Source organism: Herpetosiphon geysericola (assembly GCF_001306135.1).
GTDB classification, from domain to species: domain Bacteria; phylum Chloroflexota; class Chloroflexia; order Chloroflexales; family Herpetosiphonaceae; genus Herpetosiphon; species Herpetosiphon geysericola.
Window position 1 is genome coordinate 47,609 of sequence record NZ_LGKP01000007.1, and the last position, 20,525, is coordinate 68,133.

Sequence of the window (20,525 nt, forward strand, 5' to 3'; positions counted from 1 at the left end):
CATGAGCAAGACACTGCGTGATGTGCTAAACCAATTTCGCACACTGGAAAACGTAGAACTCGCTGCGGTTGCAGGAACCGACGGCCTGTTAATTGAAAGCTCGGCCCGTTCTGGGGTTGATGTTGACGCGATCTGCGCGGTAGCATCGAATGGCTTGGCCATGGCCGAAGCGCTTGGTCGCGAAATCAACAAAGGTGGCTCGGTGCAAACTGTGCTCGAATACGATCAAGGCTTGATCCTACTCGAACCAGTCAGCAGCGATGCCATGCTGGTCGTGCTAACCAGTTCGCGCGAACTGTTAGGTAAGTTACGCTATATGGCCCAAGCACACCGCGCCCACTTAGATGCAGCGCTCGCCGCTATCTAAGCTGCTAACAGGCTATTTTTGGTAAAATAACCAAGAAAGCATGTTATATTGGAACGTCCTGTGCTATAATGAGCCGTAATCGCTCGTCTTTGCTTGGAAAATACTTCGCACTCCAGACCATGGATAGGTGGCACGTATGGATCCACAACTAGCAAGTTTAATTGTTCCGCCAGAGGAAGTCGCCCATATTGACGAATGTTTAGCGCGCCTTGTGGAAGACACTGGCGGTAACTATGCGTTGCTGCTCGACAAAAGTGGCCAGGTAATTGCCGCGTCGGGTGATGGCAATCGCCAAGATACCACGGCCTTGGGCGCGTTGATCGCCGGATCGTTCGCCTCATCTCAACAGATCGCGAAGCTCTTGCGTGAGAAGGATTTCCGCATGCTCTTGCAACAAGGCGTGCGCGAAAATCTCTTTATCGCCTTGATCGATGACCAATGGATTCTAACCATTATTTTCAATAAGGGTACCCACATTGGGCTGGTGAAGGTCTTGACCAAAAAGGCGACCGAAGAACTCGCCTCCGTCTTGGAGCGCGTGCGGAAGCAACACAAATCGCGAGATGAAGTGTTGGGGAGCAATTTCCGTACTTCCATGGAAGATACGATTGATTTGCTTTTCCGCGACTAGCTCGCTTCGGCTGCGCTAGTCGGTTGCTGTCTGGGGTTTTTTAGCATACGCTTCAGACTATGTTTTGAGAGGACCTATGGCGATTATCAACGTAGGGGTTCGCGAAATTCACTGTAAAATTGTCTATTATGGCCCCGGTATGTGTGGCAAAACGACCAATTTGCAGTATATTCACAGCCAAGTACCCCGCGAAGCAAAAGGCGATCTATTGTCGATTGCAACCGAGACCGAACGCACGCTCTTTTTTGATTTTCTACCGCTCGACCTCGGCAAGGTGCGCGGTTTTTCAACCCGTTTCCATCTGTATACGGTTCCCGGCCAGATTTTGTACGAACGCACCCGCGTCGCCGTGCTCAATGGGGCCGATGGGGTGGTGTTCGTCGCCGACTCGCAACGCGATAAGCTCCAAGAAGATATTAAGAGCTTGCAAGAGTTGGCCCGCAATATCACACGCCAAAACAAAAAGTTCAGCGAATTCCCTATCGTATTGCAATATAATAAACGCGATATGCCCGGCGCATTACCAACCCCCGTCATGGATAAATATTTAAATCCACTGGGCTGGCAACGTTATGAAGCCGTCGCAACTACTGGCGTAGGGGTGTTTGATACGCTCAAAGCCATTAGTAAACTCGTGATTAGCAAACTCTAAACCATGTCTCAACTGGCAGCTCTGTCTGCCAGTTATTGTCCGTAGGATCACCGTATGGCACTTGAAGGTAATCTGCGAGATCTAAGTATCGCCGACCTGATTCAACTCGTTGATTTGAGTAAAAAAACAGGCGCAACTCATATTCAAGCGCTGCAAGGCGATGAATCGGTTGAGGGCTACCTGTATTTTCGTGATGGCCGGATTACTGGTGCAACGCTTGGCAATTTGGAGCCGCTTGAGGCTGCCCTGACTTTCTTCACCTTCCACGAAGGTCAGTTCCGCTTCTATGAGCAAACCCCACCACCGCCAACAATTACTTCCTCCAACGAGATGATCATTATGGAAGGCATCGATCGCCAGGATCGCTGGGCCGAAATTGAAAAGTATGTGCCAAATACCAATGTGGTGCTGCGCTTGGTCCAAAATCCCGATACTGGTTCGCGAGATATTAATCTCGCTGCCGATGAGTGGCGCGTGCTCACAATGATCAATGGCAAAAATAGCGTTGCCTTGATCGCCGAACGCACTGGGTTAGGCTGGTTTCGCTCGTGCGAAATTGTGGTTAACTTGCTGCGCAATGGCTTGATCGAGAAAAAAGAGGTCAATCTGGCTGAATCGTTGTTTCCTCAATTTGAGGAGATGGCCCGTGGAGCCTTAGGCAATTCAGCTAGCGTCTTGCTTTCTGAGGCCTATCGCCGCGTTGGCATCGAGCCAACCGCCAATAATGCCACCAACGAGCAAGTCCATGCTGCAATCTCTGCCTTCGAGGAGTCGATTCGGCTGTTGGTTGGCCGTCCAAACGCTGGTCAATTGGCCGATAAGTTGCGCGAACGAGCAGTGCGCATCCTTGGGAGCCGCTAAGTTTCTTTTCCAAGCAAAACGCCCAGCAGCTTGCTGGGCGTTGTTTCTTTTTAGGCACTCAAGCTCGCAAGCCAATCGCTCAGCGGCGGGGTGAGTTGGCTATCTTCGAGCAAAAAGGCATCATGGCCTTTGGCGCTGTGAAAGGGATAATGCACAACGTTGCGGCCCGCTGCCTGTGCCGCTTGCCGAATAATTTCGCCATCACGCTCAGGGTAGAGCCAATCGCTACTCCAGGTCGCGACAAAAAACTGGGCTTGGGTGTTAGTAAAAGCTGCATCCAAGCCACCAGGCTGCTGGCTCAAATCAAAATAATCCATTGCTCGCGAAATCACTAAATAGCTATTGGCATCAAAGCGTTGCACAAACGAGCGGCCTTGATAATCGAGATAGCTTTCAATCGCAAATTCTGGTTGATGGCTCCATTGCGGCCCTTGGCCTTGTTGCCAACGCCGATCGAATTTTTCTTCCAAGGCTTCGGCGCTGAGATAGCTGATGTGGCCGATGCGTCGCGCCGTTGCCAAGCCATTGACTGGGCCAGCAGTGCCATAATAATCGCCACCCCGCCAAGCGGGATCGCTGACGATCGCTTGTCTACCAGCTGCACTCAAGGCCATGGCCATCGCCGATGAGCGGGCTGTAGTGGCCATGGCAATCACTCCACGGACGCGATCGCCCCAGCTTGCCGCCCATTCGAGCGCTTGCATGCCACCAAGCGAGCCACCAGCAACCGCTAGCAAACGTTCGATGCCGAGCGCATCAAGCAAACGCACTTGAGCTGCGACCATATCGCCAATCGTCAGAACTGGAAAACGGCTGCCCCAATGCGTGCCAGTATGCGGGTGCAACGACGATGGCCCAGTTGAGCCACCGCAACCACCCAAAATATTCGAGCAAATTACAAAATAGCGTTCAGTATCAAAGGCTCGGCCAGGGCCGATAAACGGCTCGCACCAACCAGCTTTGCTATCGTGAACACTATAACGGCCAGCGGCATGGGCATCGCCCGAAAGCGCATGGCACAGCAAAATCACATTTGAACGATCGGCATTCAGCGTGCCATAGGTTTCGTAGCTCAATTGCCACGGCGCAGGAATCAAAGCGCCGCTCGCAGTGCGAAACGGCTCAGTGAAGATATGCACTTGGGGCGTTACAAAACCAACCGACCGTCCCCAAGCTGGTTGGGTAACGGTCGGTACATCGCCCAAGGTGACGGTATCGGTCATAGCCGCGTACCTCCTTGGCGCAAGCGGGCGGTTTGTTCGTGATAGTACCCGATGATCGCATCGACCATGCTTGAACCGCACTCAACTGCTTCCGCTGGTAAATCGCGGACGGCAGCTCCCAAATCAGCACAGCTAGCAGCCAATTCGGCAAGCATTCCACTAACATCGGCCATGGTGCTGGAGGCAGGGGGCGTTGCTCCAGCTCGCTGCGGCACGGCGCGGAGTTGTGCCACAGCCCAGCGATTGTGGGCTACCAATTGTTCAACTAACGGGGCTGGATTTGCCGCTTTGGCTTGGGCAAGCACTGTTGTTACAAACTCGCCATGAGCCGAGCGTAAAGGTTTGAGTAAATCATGATTATGCGACATCGGGAACTCCTTGGTCTGTGGATGCTCAGCAGTTGTTGAGCATCCACCCGTACATATTTCGGTTAGGGTCGCAACTCCCTGGCATGCAGCAGTTCAACACACTCTCACTGCTGGATCGAGCGATTAAGCAAGGGCTTGTTCCAAATCGGCGAGAATATCGTCGATGGCTTCAGTACCCACTGACAAGCGGACGTAATCGGCGGTCACCCCAGTTGCCAAGCGTTCTTCGTCGGTCAATTGTTGGTGCGTCGTGGTAGCTGGGTGAATCGCCAACGACTTCGAATCGCCAATGTTTGCCAAGTGCGAGAACAGTTGCAACTTGTCGATAAAGCGGCGGCCAGCTTCCAAACCACCCTTGACCCCGAAGCCAATCAAGGCCCCAGCACCCTTGGGCAGGTATTTTTGGGCCAATTCGTATGATGGGTGGCCGGGCAAACCTGGGTAGTTGACCCATTCGACGTTCTTATGTTCGCTCAAGAACTTGGCCACAGCTGCGGTATTTTGGACGTGGCGCTCCAAGCGTAGGTGCAGGGTTTCTAAGCCTTGCAACAGCAAGAACGAGTTGAATGGGCTGAGACATGCGCCAAAGTCGCGCAGCAATTGGACCCGAGCTTTGAGAATGAAGGCTGGCGCGCCCAAATCGGCAAAACGCAAGCCGTGATACGATTGATCAGGCGTGGTGTATTGGGTAAAGCGTCCGCTAGCAGCCCAATCGAACTTGCCTGCATCAACAATCACCCCACCAATCGTCGTGCCATGACCACCAATAAATTTGGTTGCCGAGTGCACCACGATATCTGCGCCGTGCTCGATTGGCCGCAACAAGAATGGGGTTGCAGCGGTGTTATCAACAATCAATGGCACGCCAACTTCATGGGCAATTTGGGCAATCTTTTCAAAATCGGGAATTTGCAACTTTGGATTACCAATGCTTTCCAAGTAGAAAGCTTTGGTGCGTTCGTCAACCGCAGCGCGGAAGTTTTCTGGATCGGTTGCATCGACGAAGCGGGTTTCTACACCCCAACGTGGCAAGGTGTGGTGCAACAAGTTGTAGGTGCCACCATACAAGTTGGTTGCTGAAACAATGTTATCGCCAGCTTCAGCCACATTCAAAATGGCGAAGGTTTCTGCTGCTTGGCCCGATGCTACGGCCAAAGCGCCAATCCCACCTTCGAGCAAAGCGATGCGTTGCTCGAACACATCGTTGGTTGGGTTCATAATCCGGCTATAGATGTTGCCAGGCTCGGCCAATGAGAACAGCGCCGCAGCATGCTCGGTATCGCGAAAGGCATACGAGGTGGTTTGGTAAATTGGCACAGCCCGCGAACCAGTGGTTGGATCTGGCTTTTGACCACCGTGGAGCGCTAAGGTTTCGAATCGGGTGAATTGCACTTCGTCTGCCATGATCAGGACTCCTTGTAGATAATCTTCAATGCTACGGTTGTTCCGATTCGCGCCATTGCGACCCCAGGCGACATCGCCTATGAACAAAAAACCTCTCATCAGGTGATGAGAGGCTGTTAGTAACCATCGAAAGATAGGTTTGTGCGCCGCCCCTCATCTCCCAGAATCATTCTGTCGGAATTAGCACCAGACCGAACATTGCTGCTCGCGGTTGCCGGGGTTTCATAGGGCCGATCCCTCCACCCCTCTGGATGAGTTACGCAAGTGATATTTATTTGTATGCGCTATTTATAACATAGTTAAACAGAATTGTCAAGAATCAATTTCAAGTTACTTAACAATCTTGCTCAACAATCAAAAACCACCACAAGAATTCAAATTCTCATGGTGGTTTTATAGCTTTCTAATGCTCTATTCCCAGCGAAAGAGTTTGGCTGCCGAGCCAAGGCTTACGATGGTCAAGAGCGCCAATACTGCCAAGCTTGGCCAAATATTGAAACTTAATCCAAGCCAATTTGCTTCGAGCAATTGCACCAAATGGCGGGCTGGAACCCATGATCCAAGTTGTTGCAACAGGCCTGATTTGCCAGTATTGCTCGAAACCAGCACCACCGCCATTGCACCAAAAACCAAAATGCTAATCACTTGAATGCTGCGAGTGTTGCGAATGCGACTGCCAAGCAAAGCTCCCAGCGCCGAAAAGGCAATTGCTCCCGCCAGAAAGCTGATAGCTAAGCCAAGCCAATTAGCAGGCAAGGGCAATTTCAGCACCAGAATGCTGAGCACTAACACCACCATCCCGCCCAAGAGTACCAATAATAAGCCAACCAAGGCTTGGGCCAATAAATAGCGCATTGGCGAGATCGGGGTAATTTGCAAGCGCCGCAACATGCCACGCTCACGATAATTAACCAAGCTCATTGGAAAAGCCATAATGCCGAAGATCATCGGGCCAAAGGCCAACATCATCAAGGCATTGGCGGTTTGGCTCGGGCCGGAGGGCATTTGCAAGCCCAAAATCAAGGCCATCAAGGCCGGAAAAAAGACAATAAAACCAAGGTTGGTCAGATCACGCCCCATCAAGCGCAATTCAGTGCGTACAATTTGCCAAAAAGCGTGCATACTTCCTCCTGAATAAGTGCAATTAATGGGCGGGCTGGCCGATCAAGCGCAGAAAGACATCTTCAAAGGTCACTCGTTCTGGGTGCGGTAAATCGCGGCTCGGCACTGGCTGTTGGCGCAAATCGTGTTGATAGGCCGCAATCATGCGATCTGGCGTATCCAGCGCAATCACGGTGCCTTGATCGATGACTGCAATCCGGTCGCACAACCGCTCAACTTCTTCCATAAAGTGGGTCACGAGCACCACAGTTTTGCCACGCTTGCGCACATCTTGAATTAAGTTCCAGGTAATCCGCCGCGCCTGGGGATCAAGGCCAGTGGTCAATTCATCGAGAAACACAATTTCTGGGTCGTGAATGAGGCTGAGGGCAATAAATAAGCGTTGTTTTTGGCCGCCAGAAAGATTGGCAAAGGCGGTTTTGGCTTGCTCAGCCAAGCCCCATTCTTCGAGCACTTTTTGCCAAGGCCGCGCTTGCGGATAAAACGAGCCAAACAATTGCAAGGCTTCAGCAACCGTCAGCCGATCGGGCAAGGTCGCTTGTTGCAGTTGAACGCCAATTTTGCTGCGAATATACTGGCCATGCTGCTGCAAATCGCGGCCCAAAATCTGAATTCTGCCAGACGTAGCGGGGCGGAGGCCAATAATGCATTCCACCGATGAGGTTTTGCCCGCCCCGTTGGGTCCAACAATCCCAAAAATCTCACCAGCCTCGACACTAAAGGACACATCTTTGACTGCTTTATGCTTGCCATAGTGTTTTTGTAGCTGTTCGACAACCAATACTGGAGCCATAGCTTCCTCCTTGAATGTGGGTTTTTGCTGGCTCCATTAAACAATTTAGCCTCCCGCAAAACGAGAGGCTCAGCGATACCAAAAGCGATACAAGTCCTAGCGTGGCTCTAAAATCAAGGGCACGCTGATTGGCTCGGCAGGCAGCTCAGCAAGCAGTACGCGATACAACATATACAGCAATTGTAGCTCTTGCATAATGCTCAGGCCCAAACGATTTTGCACCAAATGCAGATAATTGGGCACAAACAGCAAGCCAGTTAGTGGAGATTGGGCCACAACTGTTGGCAATTGGGCCTGATAGCGCTGGAAATGCTCGATCACGCTCGATTGCAAGTGCTGGTTGGCTTCAGCAGCTTGCAAATCAGCAAAATGGTTGTGCAAATGCGTGCGCCAATCGGCAAACAACGAATACTTATTATTATGGCGTAAACTGCCCAAACGCTGGCGAATTGCCGGAGCTTGACGCTCAAAATGCTGTTCCAAGCCACGCAGAAATGCAGCCCGATCACCAACCACTTGGGCAATCCAATAATCGAGGTAGCTGCGCACAATCAAGGCTTGCACATAAGGATCAGGGCTCAATTGCTCCAGTAGATCATGGACCAATTCGAGCACCCAAAACGAGCGTGCCACGCCGCTATTGGCACTAGCCTGCAAGACCCGCAGGCAAATTGTGCTGGAATAGGCAAAATGTTGCTCGGCCAAGGCCATGCCCAGCTTGCCAGCATATTTGGCATACTCTGGTTCGTAGGTCAAATCGCGCAGATAGCCCGCCGCATATAGTTCATCAATTGCTTGCGGCGGGTGCTGCAAACCAACCGTCGCCGCATGATCTTGGAAAAAGCGCAACAGCTCTGCATCGAGCAAGGGATCGATCGTGGCTGCGCGGTTTTCGGGCGGGCTTTGGTAGCGCAAACGAACATGGTAGCCGCCCTCGCCGTAGCGAATAAAAAACCAGCGATCGATATGCGGGCGCAAACTGCCTTGCTCGCCAAAGGTTCGTTCCCAATCGATCAGCATTTGGTCGCAGACCTGGCGCAGATCAGGCTTGGTTGGGGTTGGGGTGTTTGGTGGCTGTAAAAATACTTGGCGATAGTGCCATTGGCTTGAATTCTGCATCGGATTCCTCTTTTCAGCGCAAAATCAATATTGATTGACCAGCAGTTGTTGCAACGTTTGCTCGGGCTGTTGTTGGCGCTGGCGCTCAAGCGAAAGCAACAGGCTACACAAATGGGCTTCCTCGGCGATGCTAATGCTCAGGCGATTGTGGGTTAGGTGAAACAAGGCTGAAAGCGCTGCATAGCTCGAAAAGGCCAATTCTTGCTGTTGATCACGTTTGATCACCGGGCCAGCATAGCGGCGCAAACCCTCCAAACCAGCTTGCACAACGCCATGCAATGCTTCGGGCAATAAACTTAAGCGCTCAGCCAAAGGCCGTTGATGAAAACGCCAATTGCGCTCCAGCGATTGGGCTACCAAGGCATCGGATTGTTGAATAAACTCGCCAGGAAACTCGAAATAATCGACCCACGTTTGGCGCAAGCGTTCGAGCAAGCGGCTAATTTCGATACTTTGCAAAAACCCAGCATGCAACAGCTCATCCAAAAAGATGCGGCTGAAGATTTTGCGGGTCACCAAATCAGTCGTATGCGGAATCACATCGAGCGTGCTGCGAGCAATCGCTGTTTGCAAGGCATAGTAATGGCGCAAATCTTCGAGCGAATCGTGATCACGGCCAATTGCCAAGTCGTGGCTAATTTCCAACTCAACCGAACCAGGTTGGGCCAAGGCACTCACATCAGTATCAAGCCCCAATTTGCGATTGAGAATCGCAGCTTGGGCCGAAAGCGGCTGGGCAGCGCCACACAGATCAGGGTTTTGGGCGAAATAAGCAGCAAAGCGTTCGCGAATCAAGGGAACCGCAAAATCGCGCAAAACCTGCTCATCGGCAAAACAGGCGATTCGCAGCTGGTAGCCGCCTTCAGAAAAGCGCAACCACGTAATAAACTCAATCTGTTCGCGCAATTGATCGAACAGCGGCGTCCACGCTTCGGCCAGCAAACGATCAGCCCGTGGATCATATGGCTCGTCGACTCGCTCTGGGCTGTAGTAAATTTTGCCATTCAGCACGGCGAAACTCATTGGCCACCTCCCCGATTGAACTCAACCTGAAATTCAATCACATATGGTTGTTGATCGAGGTCAAACCACTGCTGCTGCGGGCTGGGCAACATTTCTTCGAGGGTCAAACTCACTTGATCATCGGCGATTACATGGCGCAACATCTGAATGCTGAAATAATTTTCAAAATCCAGCGCAAGTGGTTTATGGTTCGTCCACATATTGAGATGTTTACTGCTGAGTGGGCGTTGGATGCGCACAAAAACTTCGCTTGGCAAGCCAGCTTGTTCGGCCCAGCTATACCAATTGAAAAAGCTCAGAAATTCGTCGTTAGCAACGCTACTCGGGATTGCGGCGCTTGGCACATTCCAGCTTTCACGTTGCAAGACCAAGCGGCCAATCCGCAGCCGAGGCGTATGGCTGATTGTATTTGCTGGGTGTTTGCGCGAAACAAGAGTTTGCTCGCGCGGGCGCAATTGCTCCATGTGATAGCTACTGGGGCTGAGTTGGGCCAGCACTCGTTGCAAAATTGGCAACGAAACCATGTGTAAAAAGCCCATGTAGAGCGGCAAAAGCTCTTGTTGGCTGCCATCGGCGGCGCGGCTATAGACTCGTAATTGATCAGCAACTGGATCGTGGGCAAGGCGCAAATCGCCAACGCCATGCTGCGTCGTTTGGGTGCGGTAGGTTGGCTCGTCGGGCGGCACAATCACGTTCGCGGTAAATGGCACATGCACTTGGGCATTATGTTCGAGCACCGAAACGATTTCGGCGGGCAAGGCATTTACGGCCTGCGCTTGCAATGGTTGCCACGCCGATTGAACATAGGTTTGCCAGTTTGGCGCAGGCAAGAGGCTCAAGTAGCGGGTCAGAAAACGCCCAAAGCCAGGCAAGGTGTAATTCAAGGCCAGCAAATAATCGCCTTGCTCAAGCGCTGCTTGGCTGCTAGCCGCGACCTGAAACTGAATGCTGGTTGAGCCATAATGATTATGTTGACCAAAATCAGCAGCCAACTGCCAAAAAACCTCGGGATCAAGCACAACTTCACGCGATTCAGGTGCAGCATCAAGCGCTTGGTTCAAAAATTGGCCATAGCGGCGTTGGCGCTGTTGAATCGCGCTAATTCGCGGCATCGGCAGCTCGGCTGTGTTGGACGAAAGCCGATTGTATTCTGGCGCAAAGCCCAACAGGGCATCGGTCTGGCCGCCTTCACCAAAGGCATGGGTAAAAATATCGAGCAGCCAACTTTGCGACGGGCCACGGCCATCGCGCTGAAAGCCACATTCCAAAACCGGCGCCAAATCGCTGGCCAAGCTGGCGAGCAATGGCTGGCCTAAGTGAACGGCCAAATCATCCCAGACCACATCTTCGACGATTAGCTGGCCGAGTTGGCTGCTGGTTTGATTCGCATTGGGAGCAAATGCCAGAATCTGATCGATGGTTTGGCGCAGCTGTTGCTCAAGCTGCCAGCGCTGGGCAACCGTAGCATGGGCATAATTTTGAGCTACTTCAGCCACGGTTTGCAACAGTTCGCGCACTTGGCCAGCCTCAGCAGTAGGAATGTGGGCTACTTGCTCAGCCAAAGCCAACAACGGGTCTTGATAATCTGAAGGCAAGTCTAAATCGTAAAACAACAAGCCGCTGCTGATTAATTGATTGAGGGTTTGACTCAATTTGGCGGGGTTGAGCGCTGGATGCTGAGTTTGCAGCAGCTCAAGCAAATCGGCGTAGCCCCATTGCTGCTGCTCGCCAAAGGCGGCCAACACGCTATCGAGCAAAGCCGAACGCTTGCCGCGGCGTTGCCACGAGGCAAAAAATTGATTGGGATCGTCGAGTTGTTGGCGCAAGCGTGAGAACACCAAATCCTCGCCATCAACAAAGCTGCTAGGATTCAAGCGCAACGGCAAGTAGCCGTTGATTGCTGGCACGCGCACGAGCGCTTTGCGAATTGCGCCAACCGCTGAGCGCCGCAGTTGGCTGACCGCCCGTGCTTGCGGCGTTTGGCCTTCAACCACGATTGGTTGGGCCAAATTAGCATCAGCCGAGCCAAGCACCAAGGGGCCGAAATGGCTGAATGGACTGGTTTTGCTGGCCATGCGCATCAGATATTGGTAGGCGCCGACTTCGGTTTTGCGTTCGCGGCTGCGCAATTGGCTGGGATCGGCGTTGATATAGCGTGGCAAGCTGCTGGCCAAGGTTGAGCTGGCCACTTGCACGGCCTTTTGAAACGCAGGCTGGGCATAGCTTTGTTGCAACAAACGGCGTTTGGCTTGTAATTCTTGTTCGAAGGTGCGACGAGCTTCGCGCCAAGCCCGTTGTACTTGCTGCAAACTGCGGCGAAAGCGCAAGACTTGGCCACGCAAACTGGGATGCTCGAAGCCGCGCAAGCTGGCAACATCGCTGAGCAAAGGCAGGCGACGATTGAAAATATCGCGTTTCAGGGCCACCAAACTGCTTTTGAGCGGGCCTTGGGTCGTGCCAATTAATGTATAGAGCAGATCAACCAACGCCTGGGTATGGTTATCGAGCCAGCGTTGTTGGCGCAAAATTGCTTGAAAAAGCGCGATTGTGCGTTCGAATTTGAGCTGGTGCAGCTGGTTGTAGCTAGTTCCGCCTACGCGCACCAATACGGGCGATGCTGGTTGCCAGCTTGGGCGAGCCACTTGCTCAGCGGCGATCACGATGCTTGATTGATACAAATCAGTCATGACCAAGCTCCTTATAGCGCTGCGGCGTACATTCGCACAATCGTCAGGCCATAGCTGGCAAAATGCAGCCCGAGGTTGACGACAAAGAAAATCGTCCAGATTAATGAAACCAGCGCATACAGGTTATAGGCCCATTGCCAGCGCCCAGTTTGTTGCTCGCTGAGCGGGTCGATCAGCGGCGCCCGGCCAAACCAACCACGAACGTTGTTGACAATATTGCGCACCGTGCGTTGGCGCAAATTGGGTTGTTCCAGCAGATTGGTCATAATCCAATAGCCATCCATGCGCGAAACAAAGGGGTTGAGATTGATCAGAAAGAGCAAGGCCGGAATGCCACTGTAGGCCAAAGCAATCGAATAGATCAAGCTATCGCTGGGCAGCAACCAGAGCACACTGGCAATCAGGCCAAACCAGAGGGCATCGACCAACGGGCCTGCTGCCGCCACCGAAGCGCGCTTATATTTGCTTGGCACGCGGTAAACATCGCTGGTATCGGTGAAGAAAATTGGAATAAACCACCAGAGCAAGCCCATACCAAAGCCTGCTGGCTTGGCTCCCGCCATTTTGCAGGCCACGGCGTGAGCCAATTCGTGGGTTGCAATCTCAAGCAAAAACAGGCCAAAGATCCAGAAAATCAGCTGTTTGTTGGCATCAGGGTGGGCCAACATCAAGGGCGAAACCAAAATCACGCCTTTGGCAATGATGTAGCTCAAGCCAACGCCTAATAAGCCAACAATCAACAACCATGTAGCCGGATTCCACCACCAGCGCCGCCAAGCAACCACTCGATCAATCACCCCATCGCCGCGAATCAGCGTCCAATACAAGCCACTGCGGCGACCCAAACGCGGTGCATCAGCTGAATCGGGCGTAGTGTTGGCCCAGGTTTCATGCACCAGCAAGCGATGGCGAGCACATAAATCGCAAAAATGGCGAATCTTTTCGAGGCTCACGTTGATGTTATAGCGTTGCTGCAACTCAGTTTGGAGCTGCTCGATTGAGCGCTGGCCATTGAGCAATTCGAGAATCCGCACGCCAATCACATTGGTGCGCAAAAACGACGACGAGGCGGCGCGGCCAACCACATATTGGTTGGTTTGCTGCTGGCTGAAGGGCGAAACGTGAACATCATCAACAACCTGCGGGCGATATTCTGGGCTGGCCTCAAGCGCAGCAAAGTCGTTTAAGGTTAGGGCTGGGTTAGTCATGGGTTTGCTCCTTGTGGGGATAGCCAACAGCAAAACCGATTAGGCAGTGAGTTTGATAGCTATCAAAACCCAGCCAACGAGCGAGTTGTCCTTGAATTAAGCTACCGGTGGCGCAACCAATCATGCCAACGCGCTGCGCTGCAATGTATAAACGCTGCAACTGGGCGCCTGCATCAAGCAAGGCCTGGCGATAACCACGATCGCCAGCTTGGTTGATTGCGTTGGGCAGCGAGCTAAGCACTAAGACAATCACTGGCGCTTGCAAAAACTCGCGCTGGAAGCAATAGCGTTGCAATGGCTCCTGCGGATCGGCGGTACGCAGCACGGCCAATTGATGAGCATTGGGATTGTAGGCATAGCCGCCCAACGCCAAATCGTCCGACTTCAAGACCAGCGGCGCAAGCAAACTCAATGGTTTGGTTGCTGAATTGATTGGGCGGCTGGCATGCTCCAAGAAGGTTGCCAAATCGGCCAAATTGATCGGGCGCTCAGCATACTCGCGCAGGCTTTGGCGTTGATCGATCAATTGCTGATAGCTCAATTGGCTTGGATAGGCAGTTGGCAGGCCAATTTTGGCCTTGGTTTCAAACAAATCGTACCACCAATTGCTCGTTGCTTGGCTTGATTCAGGCAGCGGGTTGCCCCGTTGCAGGCTCGTCCATTCGTGCATATAGGAGCTGGCACTGACGCCAGCGCCAAAGAAATGTTCGCTCATTGCAGCACCTCTGCATTGGGCCCAACCAGCCGCAGCACCAGCAACGGGGTTTCGCTTGGGCTATAGACCTGAAGAACGTCGCGCAATTCTTGATCGTAGAAGACGCTAATTTGCTCGACCTGCCAGCCTGCCGCGCCAGCCAACAATTCAACTGCCTGGGCAGCAGCGCCACAATCGTAGAGCGCCAAACGATAGGATTTCGCCCCATATTTGGCTTCGACGCGGCCAATTGCTGCCGTCAGCACCAACAAACCCAAAGTTTGCGAATCTAATGGATCGGAGGGAAAAACCTTGACAACTTCGTCCCAGCTGAAACTTGGTCGAATCGCTTCGAGCGTGGCTTCATGCTGGTTGAGGTGATAGATTCCTGTCGCCAACCCGCTGAGCTTATGATTGAGCAGATAGACAGTTTGCGAGGCCATATTGCCGCCCGACGGCACAAAACGCTGGCCAGCGCCAATTGTTTGGCTGGCGGGCTTGCGTACAAACGCTTGCTCAAGCAACCATGCCAAGGGCGCAATCGAAGCCTGAAGCGGCAGCTGTGCGCTAATATCAACCGCTGGATCTGGTTGCCATTGGGCTTGCAATTGGCTCAGCGCATGGCGTTGAACATTGGTGTAGCCCTTGGCTCCACTGACAATCGCCAGCGCATTTTTCGGCGCATAATGTTGTTGATGGGCCTTGGGGAAAATCGCATAGCTGCGTTCATCAGTGTTGGCGTGATACCACAAGGGCAAATTTTCAAAATGACCAGCGCCGACCAACAGATCGCGCGGCGCATCAAGATTGGGTTGGCCACATACCGGACAATGCACCAAACGATGCACCGATTGGGCGACAAACTCCAACGAAACGGGGTCGAGCACATAGCGCACGCCGCCAGTAACAATTGGGCTTAGGCCAGAGATCAGGTTGCCAATCACGAGGCTAGCTTGGCTCAGCGCCAATTGTTCATTCAGGCTCAAAGGTGCGTTTGGCTCGCTCAAGTCTGGTGCGTTGTTCTCAACCTGTTCAGCGCAGGCATAACAACCAGCTTCATGAGCAAAGGTAGTTGGGCCAAGTTCAATATGCTGCGGGTGCAGCCACAAGCGGGTAAAGCGGCTTTGGGCCTGAATCGCCCGTTGATTGAGGGCTTGGGTCAACTCAGTTTGGGCAGTGCTGGTCAGCAAACAAATCAGGCCATCGTTATGTTCAGCGAGCCAATGATCAACTGCATCGAGCAAGCCATCGGCGGCTGATACTTGCAGCTCTAATTCTAAATGTGGCAGGGCGTAGGTGGTGGTTGGCGAAACATTCGCCAACCAGGTTGCCCGCCCCAAGCCAGCCTGGGCCAATTGATGCAGCAACGGCGCAACCAAACGCTCGCCGCCAAGCAAGAGCAACGGCGTTGATTGCAAGCGTTGCAGCACTTCATAGCGATTGCGACAGATGCGGGTTTGGTCGACAAAGCGGCTGTAGAAGGCCAGTTGTTGGCTGAAAGCCCGCACCACATGCGGCTCAAGCGTGTTGCTTGGCAACGGGCCTTCTTCGAGCACGCCCTGCACATGCAACAGCTGCAAGGTATCGTCAATCGTGGCCGGTTTGAATTGGGCCAAACGTTCGCCAATTGTTTCGCGGCTGTTAAGGCCGTTGAGCAAGGGCAATAATTGGGGCAGCAGATTGCGCACCGCTTTGCCCCGCAAGACCACATCGTGCGGCCCACCCAGCAGCAACAACAATTGCTCGTTGTACCAAACCCGGGCAATTTCATCGGAGATGCGCGGGCGAGTCGGCATTTGCACCTGCGGATCGCTCTGCAAATGGCTGTGTAAATCAAATGCTTGGGTCATAACGCCACCTCGCGTGCTTGCAAGGCCAAGTTGGCCACAACCTGGGCTAACTGATCGCGGCCAATCCAGGTTGTATGTTGCTGGCCGCCACAGGCTGGGCAGTTTTCAAATGGCTCGACATGGTTGCGGCTCATGCCAAGATTGAAGGTGTCCCATTGAACTTCGCGGCCAAGCGCCAAGGGTGGTTGTTGACCAAGCAACAGCCGCTCGATTTCGGCCAAGCCATAGCTCGCCGCCAAGTTTGTGAGCGCGGCGATTGAAGGTTGAAACAACGCTTGTTGCTGTTGGCGCAAAAAGCCATCGCGGGCCTGCCACACGTCGCTGCGGGTTTCGCACGAGCGCAAGCGAGCTTGATAGCAGGCATAACAGGCGGTGTGCTCGGGCAAAATCGTCGGCCCCAGCTTAATTTGCGCACCCCACAAACTGAGTGCAGTCCATGGCGTTGCTGCGCGCAAACTGGCTTGATTGAGTGCATCTGCCAGCGCTGGATAAGGCCGCTGCGTGATCAGCGCTGCGGCGTGATAGCGACTGAGCAGCAAGCCCAAACCACTGGCCGCAAAAGGTCGTGCCAAAAGCTGAATCGGATAGCTGCTGGTCATTTGGCGGATCTGCTGCGAAATTTGGCTATGATCGGCGCTCGACAAGGCAGCGACTGTCACCAGCGCCAAGGGCAGTTGCCCCAAGCGGGCAAGCAGCGCTTGCGCCATTACCGCATCGGTCACGAGTAATAAGCGGGCCGAGCGTATTTCGTGCAAACCTTGGGCAAACAGCCATTGCTGATGGGTTGCCACAAGTGTTGAATAAAGCTGATCCATTGGGCAATCCTTTCAAACTAGGCAAATGGCTGAGGCCAGTGGTTCAAATCGGCTTCGGCCAAAACTGGGTAGCCCATGCGCTCTGGCACGCTATACAAGCGTGGCGTTGCCAAAAAGCGTGCATTATAGTTACAACTGAAGGGCATCAGCTGCGGCGCAATCACTTTGACTGTGTACAAACCAACTTCGCGCAAAGCTGGCAAAGTCAAATCGACCACAATCAGCTCTAGCCCAGCCCGCCGAAAAATATCGATCAGGCGTTTGGCTTCAACCGCTGGATCGGGATGATCGAGCCGTGGCAGTTGGTCGAGGCTGCGCCAGCTGGTTTGTTCAAATAAGAAATCAAAGGCTGGCGCGGTTGCCGCATCTGCATAGTAGGCAGCGCCATCGCTCAAGCGAATGAAGCTGCGATAATCCTTGGGATTGAAGGGCAACGGCTGGCTCAACGAATGCTCGATGCCAATCCGCGAGGCTGCCGATTCGTCGAGCACTTTGCTGGGCAAGGCAGCTGGATTGGTGCGGGTGGCCGACATCACCATTGTGCGCAAGCGACCATGGGGCGCAACTTGCACCGCATACATCGTTGCAACCCCGAGATCGGTCGTTGCATCAAAAAAATAGCTCTGAATATTTGCGGCTTGCACCCGACTCAAGCGTTCTTGGAAGGCTGGGTCTTGCACATCGCTCAAATCAACTTGGGGCAAGGCCAATTTTTGCCACCAGGCAATACTCAAGGCATCGCGTTCGATCGCCTCGCCAATGCCGGTGACAATCGCTTGTTCGTAGCTGGCGGCAAGTGCCGTGCCAGTTGAAATCGAGGTCGTAAAGGTTTCGCCAACATATTCTGGCTGCATACCAACGTAGACCGCAATCGCAGGCACATACATCGGCTGGCCCGAAATCAACGAGTAGCCTTCGACCCAGCGCATGCGTTCGCGGTTGCTCGGCGGCGTTGTAGGATTAGCGGGGTTGCGATATTCAGCATCGGAGCAGCGTGGAAACAATTCTAAATCGACGGCTTCGATACCAAGCTCTTGGCGGGTAGCCACCTCAAAATTCTGATGGGCATGCTTGACATTGCAATAGCGTTCGAGGGCTTCACAATACGATTTTGCCTTGGCCCATTCGCGTTCCAAAAATACCCCAGTGCCAGCTGGTGGCTCGCTCATGGCAAGCTCGGCACAATGCACGTTGGTGTTAAAGACTGGAATCGCTGGATTGCCAGGCGTGCGCGGCAATTCGGTCGCAGTGCCCAAGATGCCAGTACGTGGATTCACCAACGGCGCAACCCTGATCAAAATGTCATCAATTGATAAAAATGTCTTTGACATGAGTACACTCCGTTAAGCAGATGCTTGATGCAGCTGTTGTAGCGAATCAATCGGGTAGCTGCGAAACGATGAACAGCGCAAGCACAGCGGGTCGCGGGGCAAGCGGCCTAATTGGCTGCTGCCATCAGCCCGAATCAGTAAAATGCGAGCGGCAAGTTGGGCTAACTGGGCGTTAAGCCAACGAGCAGCGGTTTTCCAAGCTGGCAGCGCCAACAGATAATCGCTCGGCGCAGGAATTGGAAAAAGTGCGGTATAGCGTTGAAAACAATCAACGCAGCAATAATCATCAGCGCCAAACAATGGCCCAATCCGCAAGCTACGTGCAAATGGCTGAAGCACGACCACCGGCAATGGAGTTGTGGCGACGAACGAGCGTAGGCGATCAACGTCCTCAGCCTGGTTGCCGCTGATCCATAACCAGCTTGCTGGGCGTTGGGTCGCAGCGTTGTGGTTGAAGCTCACGCCTAGGTCGGCGAGTTGTTCAAAGAGCGCTGCGTTTGAGGTCGAAGCATTCGCGGGCAAAAATCCATCCATCGTCATACTCCATTTAATCAGTCAAGGCCCCAGACCCTTGCGGTAGCCGGAGCCTGTGCTGAATAGTCATACTTCCACCATTGAGATATTGCTTTGGGAAGGTGCAAGCAGCAGAAGCAGATTTCTGCTGCCTGGCCCCCTTACACCACACTATTGAACTTCAGCTGCTGCCGTGCAGAAGGTGCTGACGGTACAGAGCGAGCCGGAGGTGCTGATTGAACCCAGCGATGAGATACAAGCAGCAGCGACGTTGGTTACATGCTCTTCCAATTCATCAGCAAACAATTCGGTTTCGTCGGCGGTCACTTCGGCGTCGATCAAGTTTTTTACGTCTGCCATGGGTGTAATCCTCACAATTTAGCTAAGAGAGCCAGGCTTATTGAACTTCGGCGGCGGCGGTACAGAAGGTGCTGACGGTGCAGAGCGAGCCGGAGGTGCTGATCGAACCCAGCGATGAGATACAAGCAGCAGCCACGTTGGTTACATGCTCTTCCAATTCATCAGCAAACAATTCGGTTTCGTCGGCGGTCACTTCGGCGTCGATCAAGTTTTTTACGTCTGCCATGGGTGTAATCCTCACAATTTAGCTAAGAGAGCCAGGCTTATTGAACTTCGGCGGCGGCGGTACAGAAGGTGCTGACGGTACAGAGCGAGCCGGAGGTGCTGATTGAACCCAGCGATGAGATACAAGCAGCAGCCACGTTGGTTACATGCTCTTCCAATTCATCAGCAAACAATTCGGTTTCATCGGCGGTCACTTCGGCATCGATCAAGTTTTTGATATCTGACATTGCGGCAATCCTCACAAGCTAGATTTGGCGATTCAGAACTATTGAACTTCGGCGGCAGCGGTGCAGAAGGTGCTGACGGTACAGAGCGAGCCGGAGGTGCTGATCGAACCCAGCGATGAGATACAGGCAGCAGCGACGTTGGTTACATGCTCTTCCAGTTCATCAGCAAACAATTCGGTTTCATCGGCGGTCACTTCGGCATCGATCAAGTTTTTGATATCTGACATTGCGGCAATCCTCACAAGCTAGATTTGGCGATTCAGAACTATTGAACTTCGGCGGCGGCGGTGCAGAAGGTGCTGACGGTACAGAGCGAGCCGGAGGTACTGATGGAACCCAGCGATGAGATACAAGCAGCAGCGACGTTAGTTACATGCTCTTCCAGTTCATCGGCAAACAATTCGGTTTCATCGGCGGTCACTTCGGCGTCGATCAAGTTTTTGATATCTGACATTGCGGCAATCCTCACAAGCTAGATTTGGCGATTCAAAACTATTGAACTTCGGCAGCGGCGGTGCAGAAGGTGCTGACGGTACAGAGCGAGCCGGAGGTGCTGATCGAACCCAGCGATGAGATACAGGCAGCGGCGACGTTGGTTACATGCTCTTCCAGTTCATCGGCAAACAATTCGGTTTCGTCGGCGGTCACTTCAGCGTCGATCAAGTTTTTGATATCTGACATTGCGGCAATCCTCACAAGCTAGATTTGGCGATTCAAAACTATTGAACTTCGGCAGCGGCGGTGCAGAAGGTGCTGACGGTACAGAGCGAGCCGGAGGTGCTGATCGAACCCAGCGATGAGATACAGGCAGCGGCGACGTTGGTTACATGCTCTTCCAGTTCATCGGCAAACAATTCGGTTTCGTCGGCGGTCACTTCAGCGTCGATCAAATTTTTTACATCTGCCATGGGGTGGTGCTCCTATTGGGCTAAGCTCTGGTGGTTTTCAGTGTTTGTCAGCGTTGGGTGCGCACCTCGTTGTTGACAGGGCTATTACACCACAACGCAATGGCCCAAACTATCTGGCCAACGATAGTTAAACCGATATAAGAG

The 20,525-nt window shown here is 53.0% G+C and carries 25 protein-coding genes and 1 riboswitch; of the genes, 4 read left to right on the forward strand and 21 right to left on the reverse strand.

Annotated elements, in window-relative coordinates:
• Position 1 precedes the first annotated feature (1 nt).
• The 4 genes from SE18_RS03115 to SE18_RS03130 all read left to right on the forward strand — a co-directional run bounded on the left by SE18_RS03115 (position 2) and on the right by SE18_RS03130 (position 2,511).
• Positions 2-367, forward strand: a complete 366-nt coding sequence (locus SE18_RS03115) for a roadblock/LC7 domain-containing protein (protein ID WP_054532965.1) — start codon at positions 2-4, stop codon at positions 365-367.
• 136 nt (positions 368-503) lie between these two features.
• Positions 504-998 (forward strand): roadblock/LC7 domain-containing protein, encoded by a 495-nt coding sequence (locus SE18_RS03120; RefSeq protein WP_054532966.1) that lies wholly within the window; start codon positions 504-506, stop codon positions 996-998.
• A gap of 76 nt (positions 999-1,074) precedes the next feature.
• A complete protein-coding gene (locus SE18_RS03125; RefSeq protein WP_012188486.1) occupies positions 1,075-1,650 on the forward strand; it encodes a GTP-binding protein in 576 nt (191 codons plus the stop codon).
• A 54-nt stretch (positions 1,651-1,704) separates the two neighbouring features.
• Entirely contained in the window at positions 1,705-2,511 is an 807-nt protein-coding gene (locus SE18_RS03130) for a DUF4388 domain-containing protein (RefSeq protein WP_054532967.1), read from the forward strand.
• Between the two features lie 50 nt (positions 2,512-2,561).
• On the opposite strand, the gene metX is transcribed toward SE18_RS03130, so the two are convergent.
• The 21 genes from metX to SE18_RS03235 form a co-directional block, all read right to left on the reverse strand.
• On the reverse strand, positions 2,562-3,734 hold the full coding sequence (metX, locus tag SE18_RS03135) for a homoserine O-acetyltransferase MetX (protein WP_054532968.1): 1,173 nt from the start codon (positions 3,732-3,734) through the stop codon (positions 2,562-2,564).
• Positions 3,731-4,102, reverse strand: a complete 372-nt coding sequence (locus SE18_RS03140; RefSeq protein ID WP_054532969.1) for a hypothetical protein — start codon at positions 4,100-4,102, stop codon at positions 3,731-3,733. The genes metX and SE18_RS03140 overlap by 4 nt, the downstream gene beginning before the upstream one ends.
• A 123-nt stretch (positions 4,103-4,225) precedes the next feature.
• A complete protein-coding gene (locus SE18_RS03145; RefSeq protein WP_054532970.1) occupies positions 4,226-5,506 on the reverse strand; it encodes a homocysteine synthase in 1,281 nt (426 codons plus the stop codon).
• 150 nt (positions 5,507-5,656) lie between these two features.
• Positions 5,657-5,764: riboswitch (SAM riboswitch) on the reverse strand.
• Between the two features lie 153 nt (positions 5,765-5,917).
• Positions 5,918-6,628, reverse strand: coding sequence for an ABC transporter permease (locus tag SE18_RS03150; protein ID WP_054532971.1), 711 nt, complete (start codon positions 6,626-6,628; stop codon positions 5,918-5,920).
• A gap of 22 nt (positions 6,629-6,650) precedes the next feature.
• A complete protein-coding gene (locus SE18_RS03155) occupies positions 6,651-7,421 on the reverse strand; it encodes an ABC transporter ATP-binding protein (protein WP_054532972.1) in 771 nt (256 codons plus the stop codon).
• 96 nt (positions 7,422-7,517) lie between these two features.
• A complete protein-coding gene (locus tag SE18_RS03160) occupies positions 7,518-8,540 on the reverse strand; it encodes a lantibiotic dehydratase C-terminal domain-containing protein (RefSeq protein WP_054532973.1) in 1,023 nt (340 codons plus the stop codon).
• A 24-nt stretch (positions 8,541-8,564) separates the two neighbouring features.
• On the reverse strand, positions 8,565-9,563 hold the full coding sequence (locus SE18_RS03165) for a lantibiotic dehydratase C-terminal domain-containing protein (RefSeq protein WP_054532974.1): 999 nt from the start codon (positions 9,561-9,563) through the stop codon (positions 8,565-8,567).
• Entirely contained in the window at positions 9,560-12,250 is a 2,691-nt protein-coding gene (locus SE18_RS03170; protein WP_054532975.1) for a lantibiotic dehydratase, read from the reverse strand. Before SE18_RS03170 ends, SE18_RS03165 begins: the two co-directional genes overlap by 4 nt.
• Positions 12,251-12,261: 11 nt before the next feature.
• A complete protein-coding gene (locus SE18_RS03175; RefSeq protein WP_054532976.1) occupies positions 12,262-13,458 on the reverse strand; it encodes a M50 family metallopeptidase in 1,197 nt (398 codons plus the stop codon).
• Positions 13,451-14,173: a nitroreductase family protein gene (locus tag SE18_RS03180; RefSeq protein WP_054532977.1), complete on the reverse strand. Its 723-nt coding sequence runs from the start codon at positions 14,171-14,173 to the stop codon at positions 13,451-13,453. The genes SE18_RS03175 and SE18_RS03180 overlap by 8 nt, the downstream gene beginning before the upstream one ends.
• Complete coding sequence (locus tag SE18_RS03185; RefSeq protein WP_054532978.1) at positions 14,170-16,002, reverse strand: nitroreductase family protein; 1,833 nt, start codon at positions 16,000-16,002, stop codon at positions 14,170-14,172. Before SE18_RS03185 ends, SE18_RS03180 begins: the two co-directional genes overlap by 4 nt.
• Complete coding sequence (locus SE18_RS03190) at positions 15,999-16,817, reverse strand: TOMM precursor leader peptide-binding protein (RefSeq protein ID WP_054532979.1); 819 nt, start codon at positions 16,815-16,817, stop codon at positions 15,999-16,001. Before SE18_RS03190 ends, SE18_RS03185 begins: the two co-directional genes overlap by 4 nt.
• Before the next feature lie 17 nt (positions 16,818-16,834).
• Positions 16,835-18,148 carry a YcaO-like family protein gene (locus SE18_RS03195; protein ID WP_054532980.1) on the reverse strand — a complete coding sequence of 438 codons (1,314 nt, stop codon included), beginning with the start codon at positions 18,146-18,148 and terminating at the stop codon, positions 16,835-16,837.
• 12 nt (positions 18,149-18,160) lie between these two features.
• Positions 18,161-18,682, reverse strand: a complete 522-nt coding sequence (locus SE18_RS03200) for a hypothetical protein (protein ID WP_054532981.1) — start codon at positions 18,680-18,682, stop codon at positions 18,161-18,163.
• A gap of 150 nt (positions 18,683-18,832) precedes the next feature.
• Complete coding sequence (locus tag SE18_RS03205) at positions 18,833-19,021, reverse strand: thiocillin family RiPP (protein WP_054532982.1); 189 nt, start codon at positions 19,019-19,021, stop codon at positions 18,833-18,835.
• A gap of 37 nt (positions 19,022-19,058) precedes the next feature.
• Entirely contained in the window at positions 19,059-19,247 is a 189-nt protein-coding gene (locus tag SE18_RS03210) for a thiocillin family RiPP (RefSeq protein ID WP_054532982.1), read from the reverse strand.
• A gap of 37 nt (positions 19,248-19,284) precedes the next feature.
• Positions 19,285-19,473 carry a thiocillin family RiPP gene (locus SE18_RS03215; RefSeq protein WP_054532983.1) on the reverse strand — a complete coding sequence of 63 codons (189 nt, stop codon included), beginning with the start codon at positions 19,471-19,473 and terminating at the stop codon, positions 19,285-19,287.
• Between the two features lie 38 nt (positions 19,474-19,511).
• Positions 19,512-19,700 carry a thiocillin family RiPP gene (locus tag SE18_RS03220; RefSeq protein ID WP_054532983.1) on the reverse strand — a complete coding sequence of 63 codons (189 nt, stop codon included), beginning with the start codon at positions 19,698-19,700 and terminating at the stop codon, positions 19,512-19,514.
• A 38-nt stretch (positions 19,701-19,738) separates the two neighbouring features.
• Positions 19,739-19,927: a thiocillin family RiPP gene (locus tag SE18_RS03225; protein WP_054532983.1), complete on the reverse strand. Its 189-nt coding sequence runs from the start codon at positions 19,925-19,927 to the stop codon at positions 19,739-19,741.
• Between the two features lie 38 nt (positions 19,928-19,965).
• Positions 19,966-20,154, reverse strand: a complete 189-nt coding sequence (locus tag SE18_RS03230) for a thiocillin family RiPP (protein WP_054532983.1) — start codon at positions 20,152-20,154, stop codon at positions 19,966-19,968.
• Between the two features lie 38 nt (positions 20,155-20,192).
• Complete coding sequence (locus SE18_RS03235) at positions 20,193-20,381, reverse strand: thiocillin family RiPP (RefSeq protein ID WP_054532982.1); 189 nt, start codon at positions 20,379-20,381, stop codon at positions 20,193-20,195.
• Positions 20,382-20,525 lie beyond the last annotated feature (144 nt).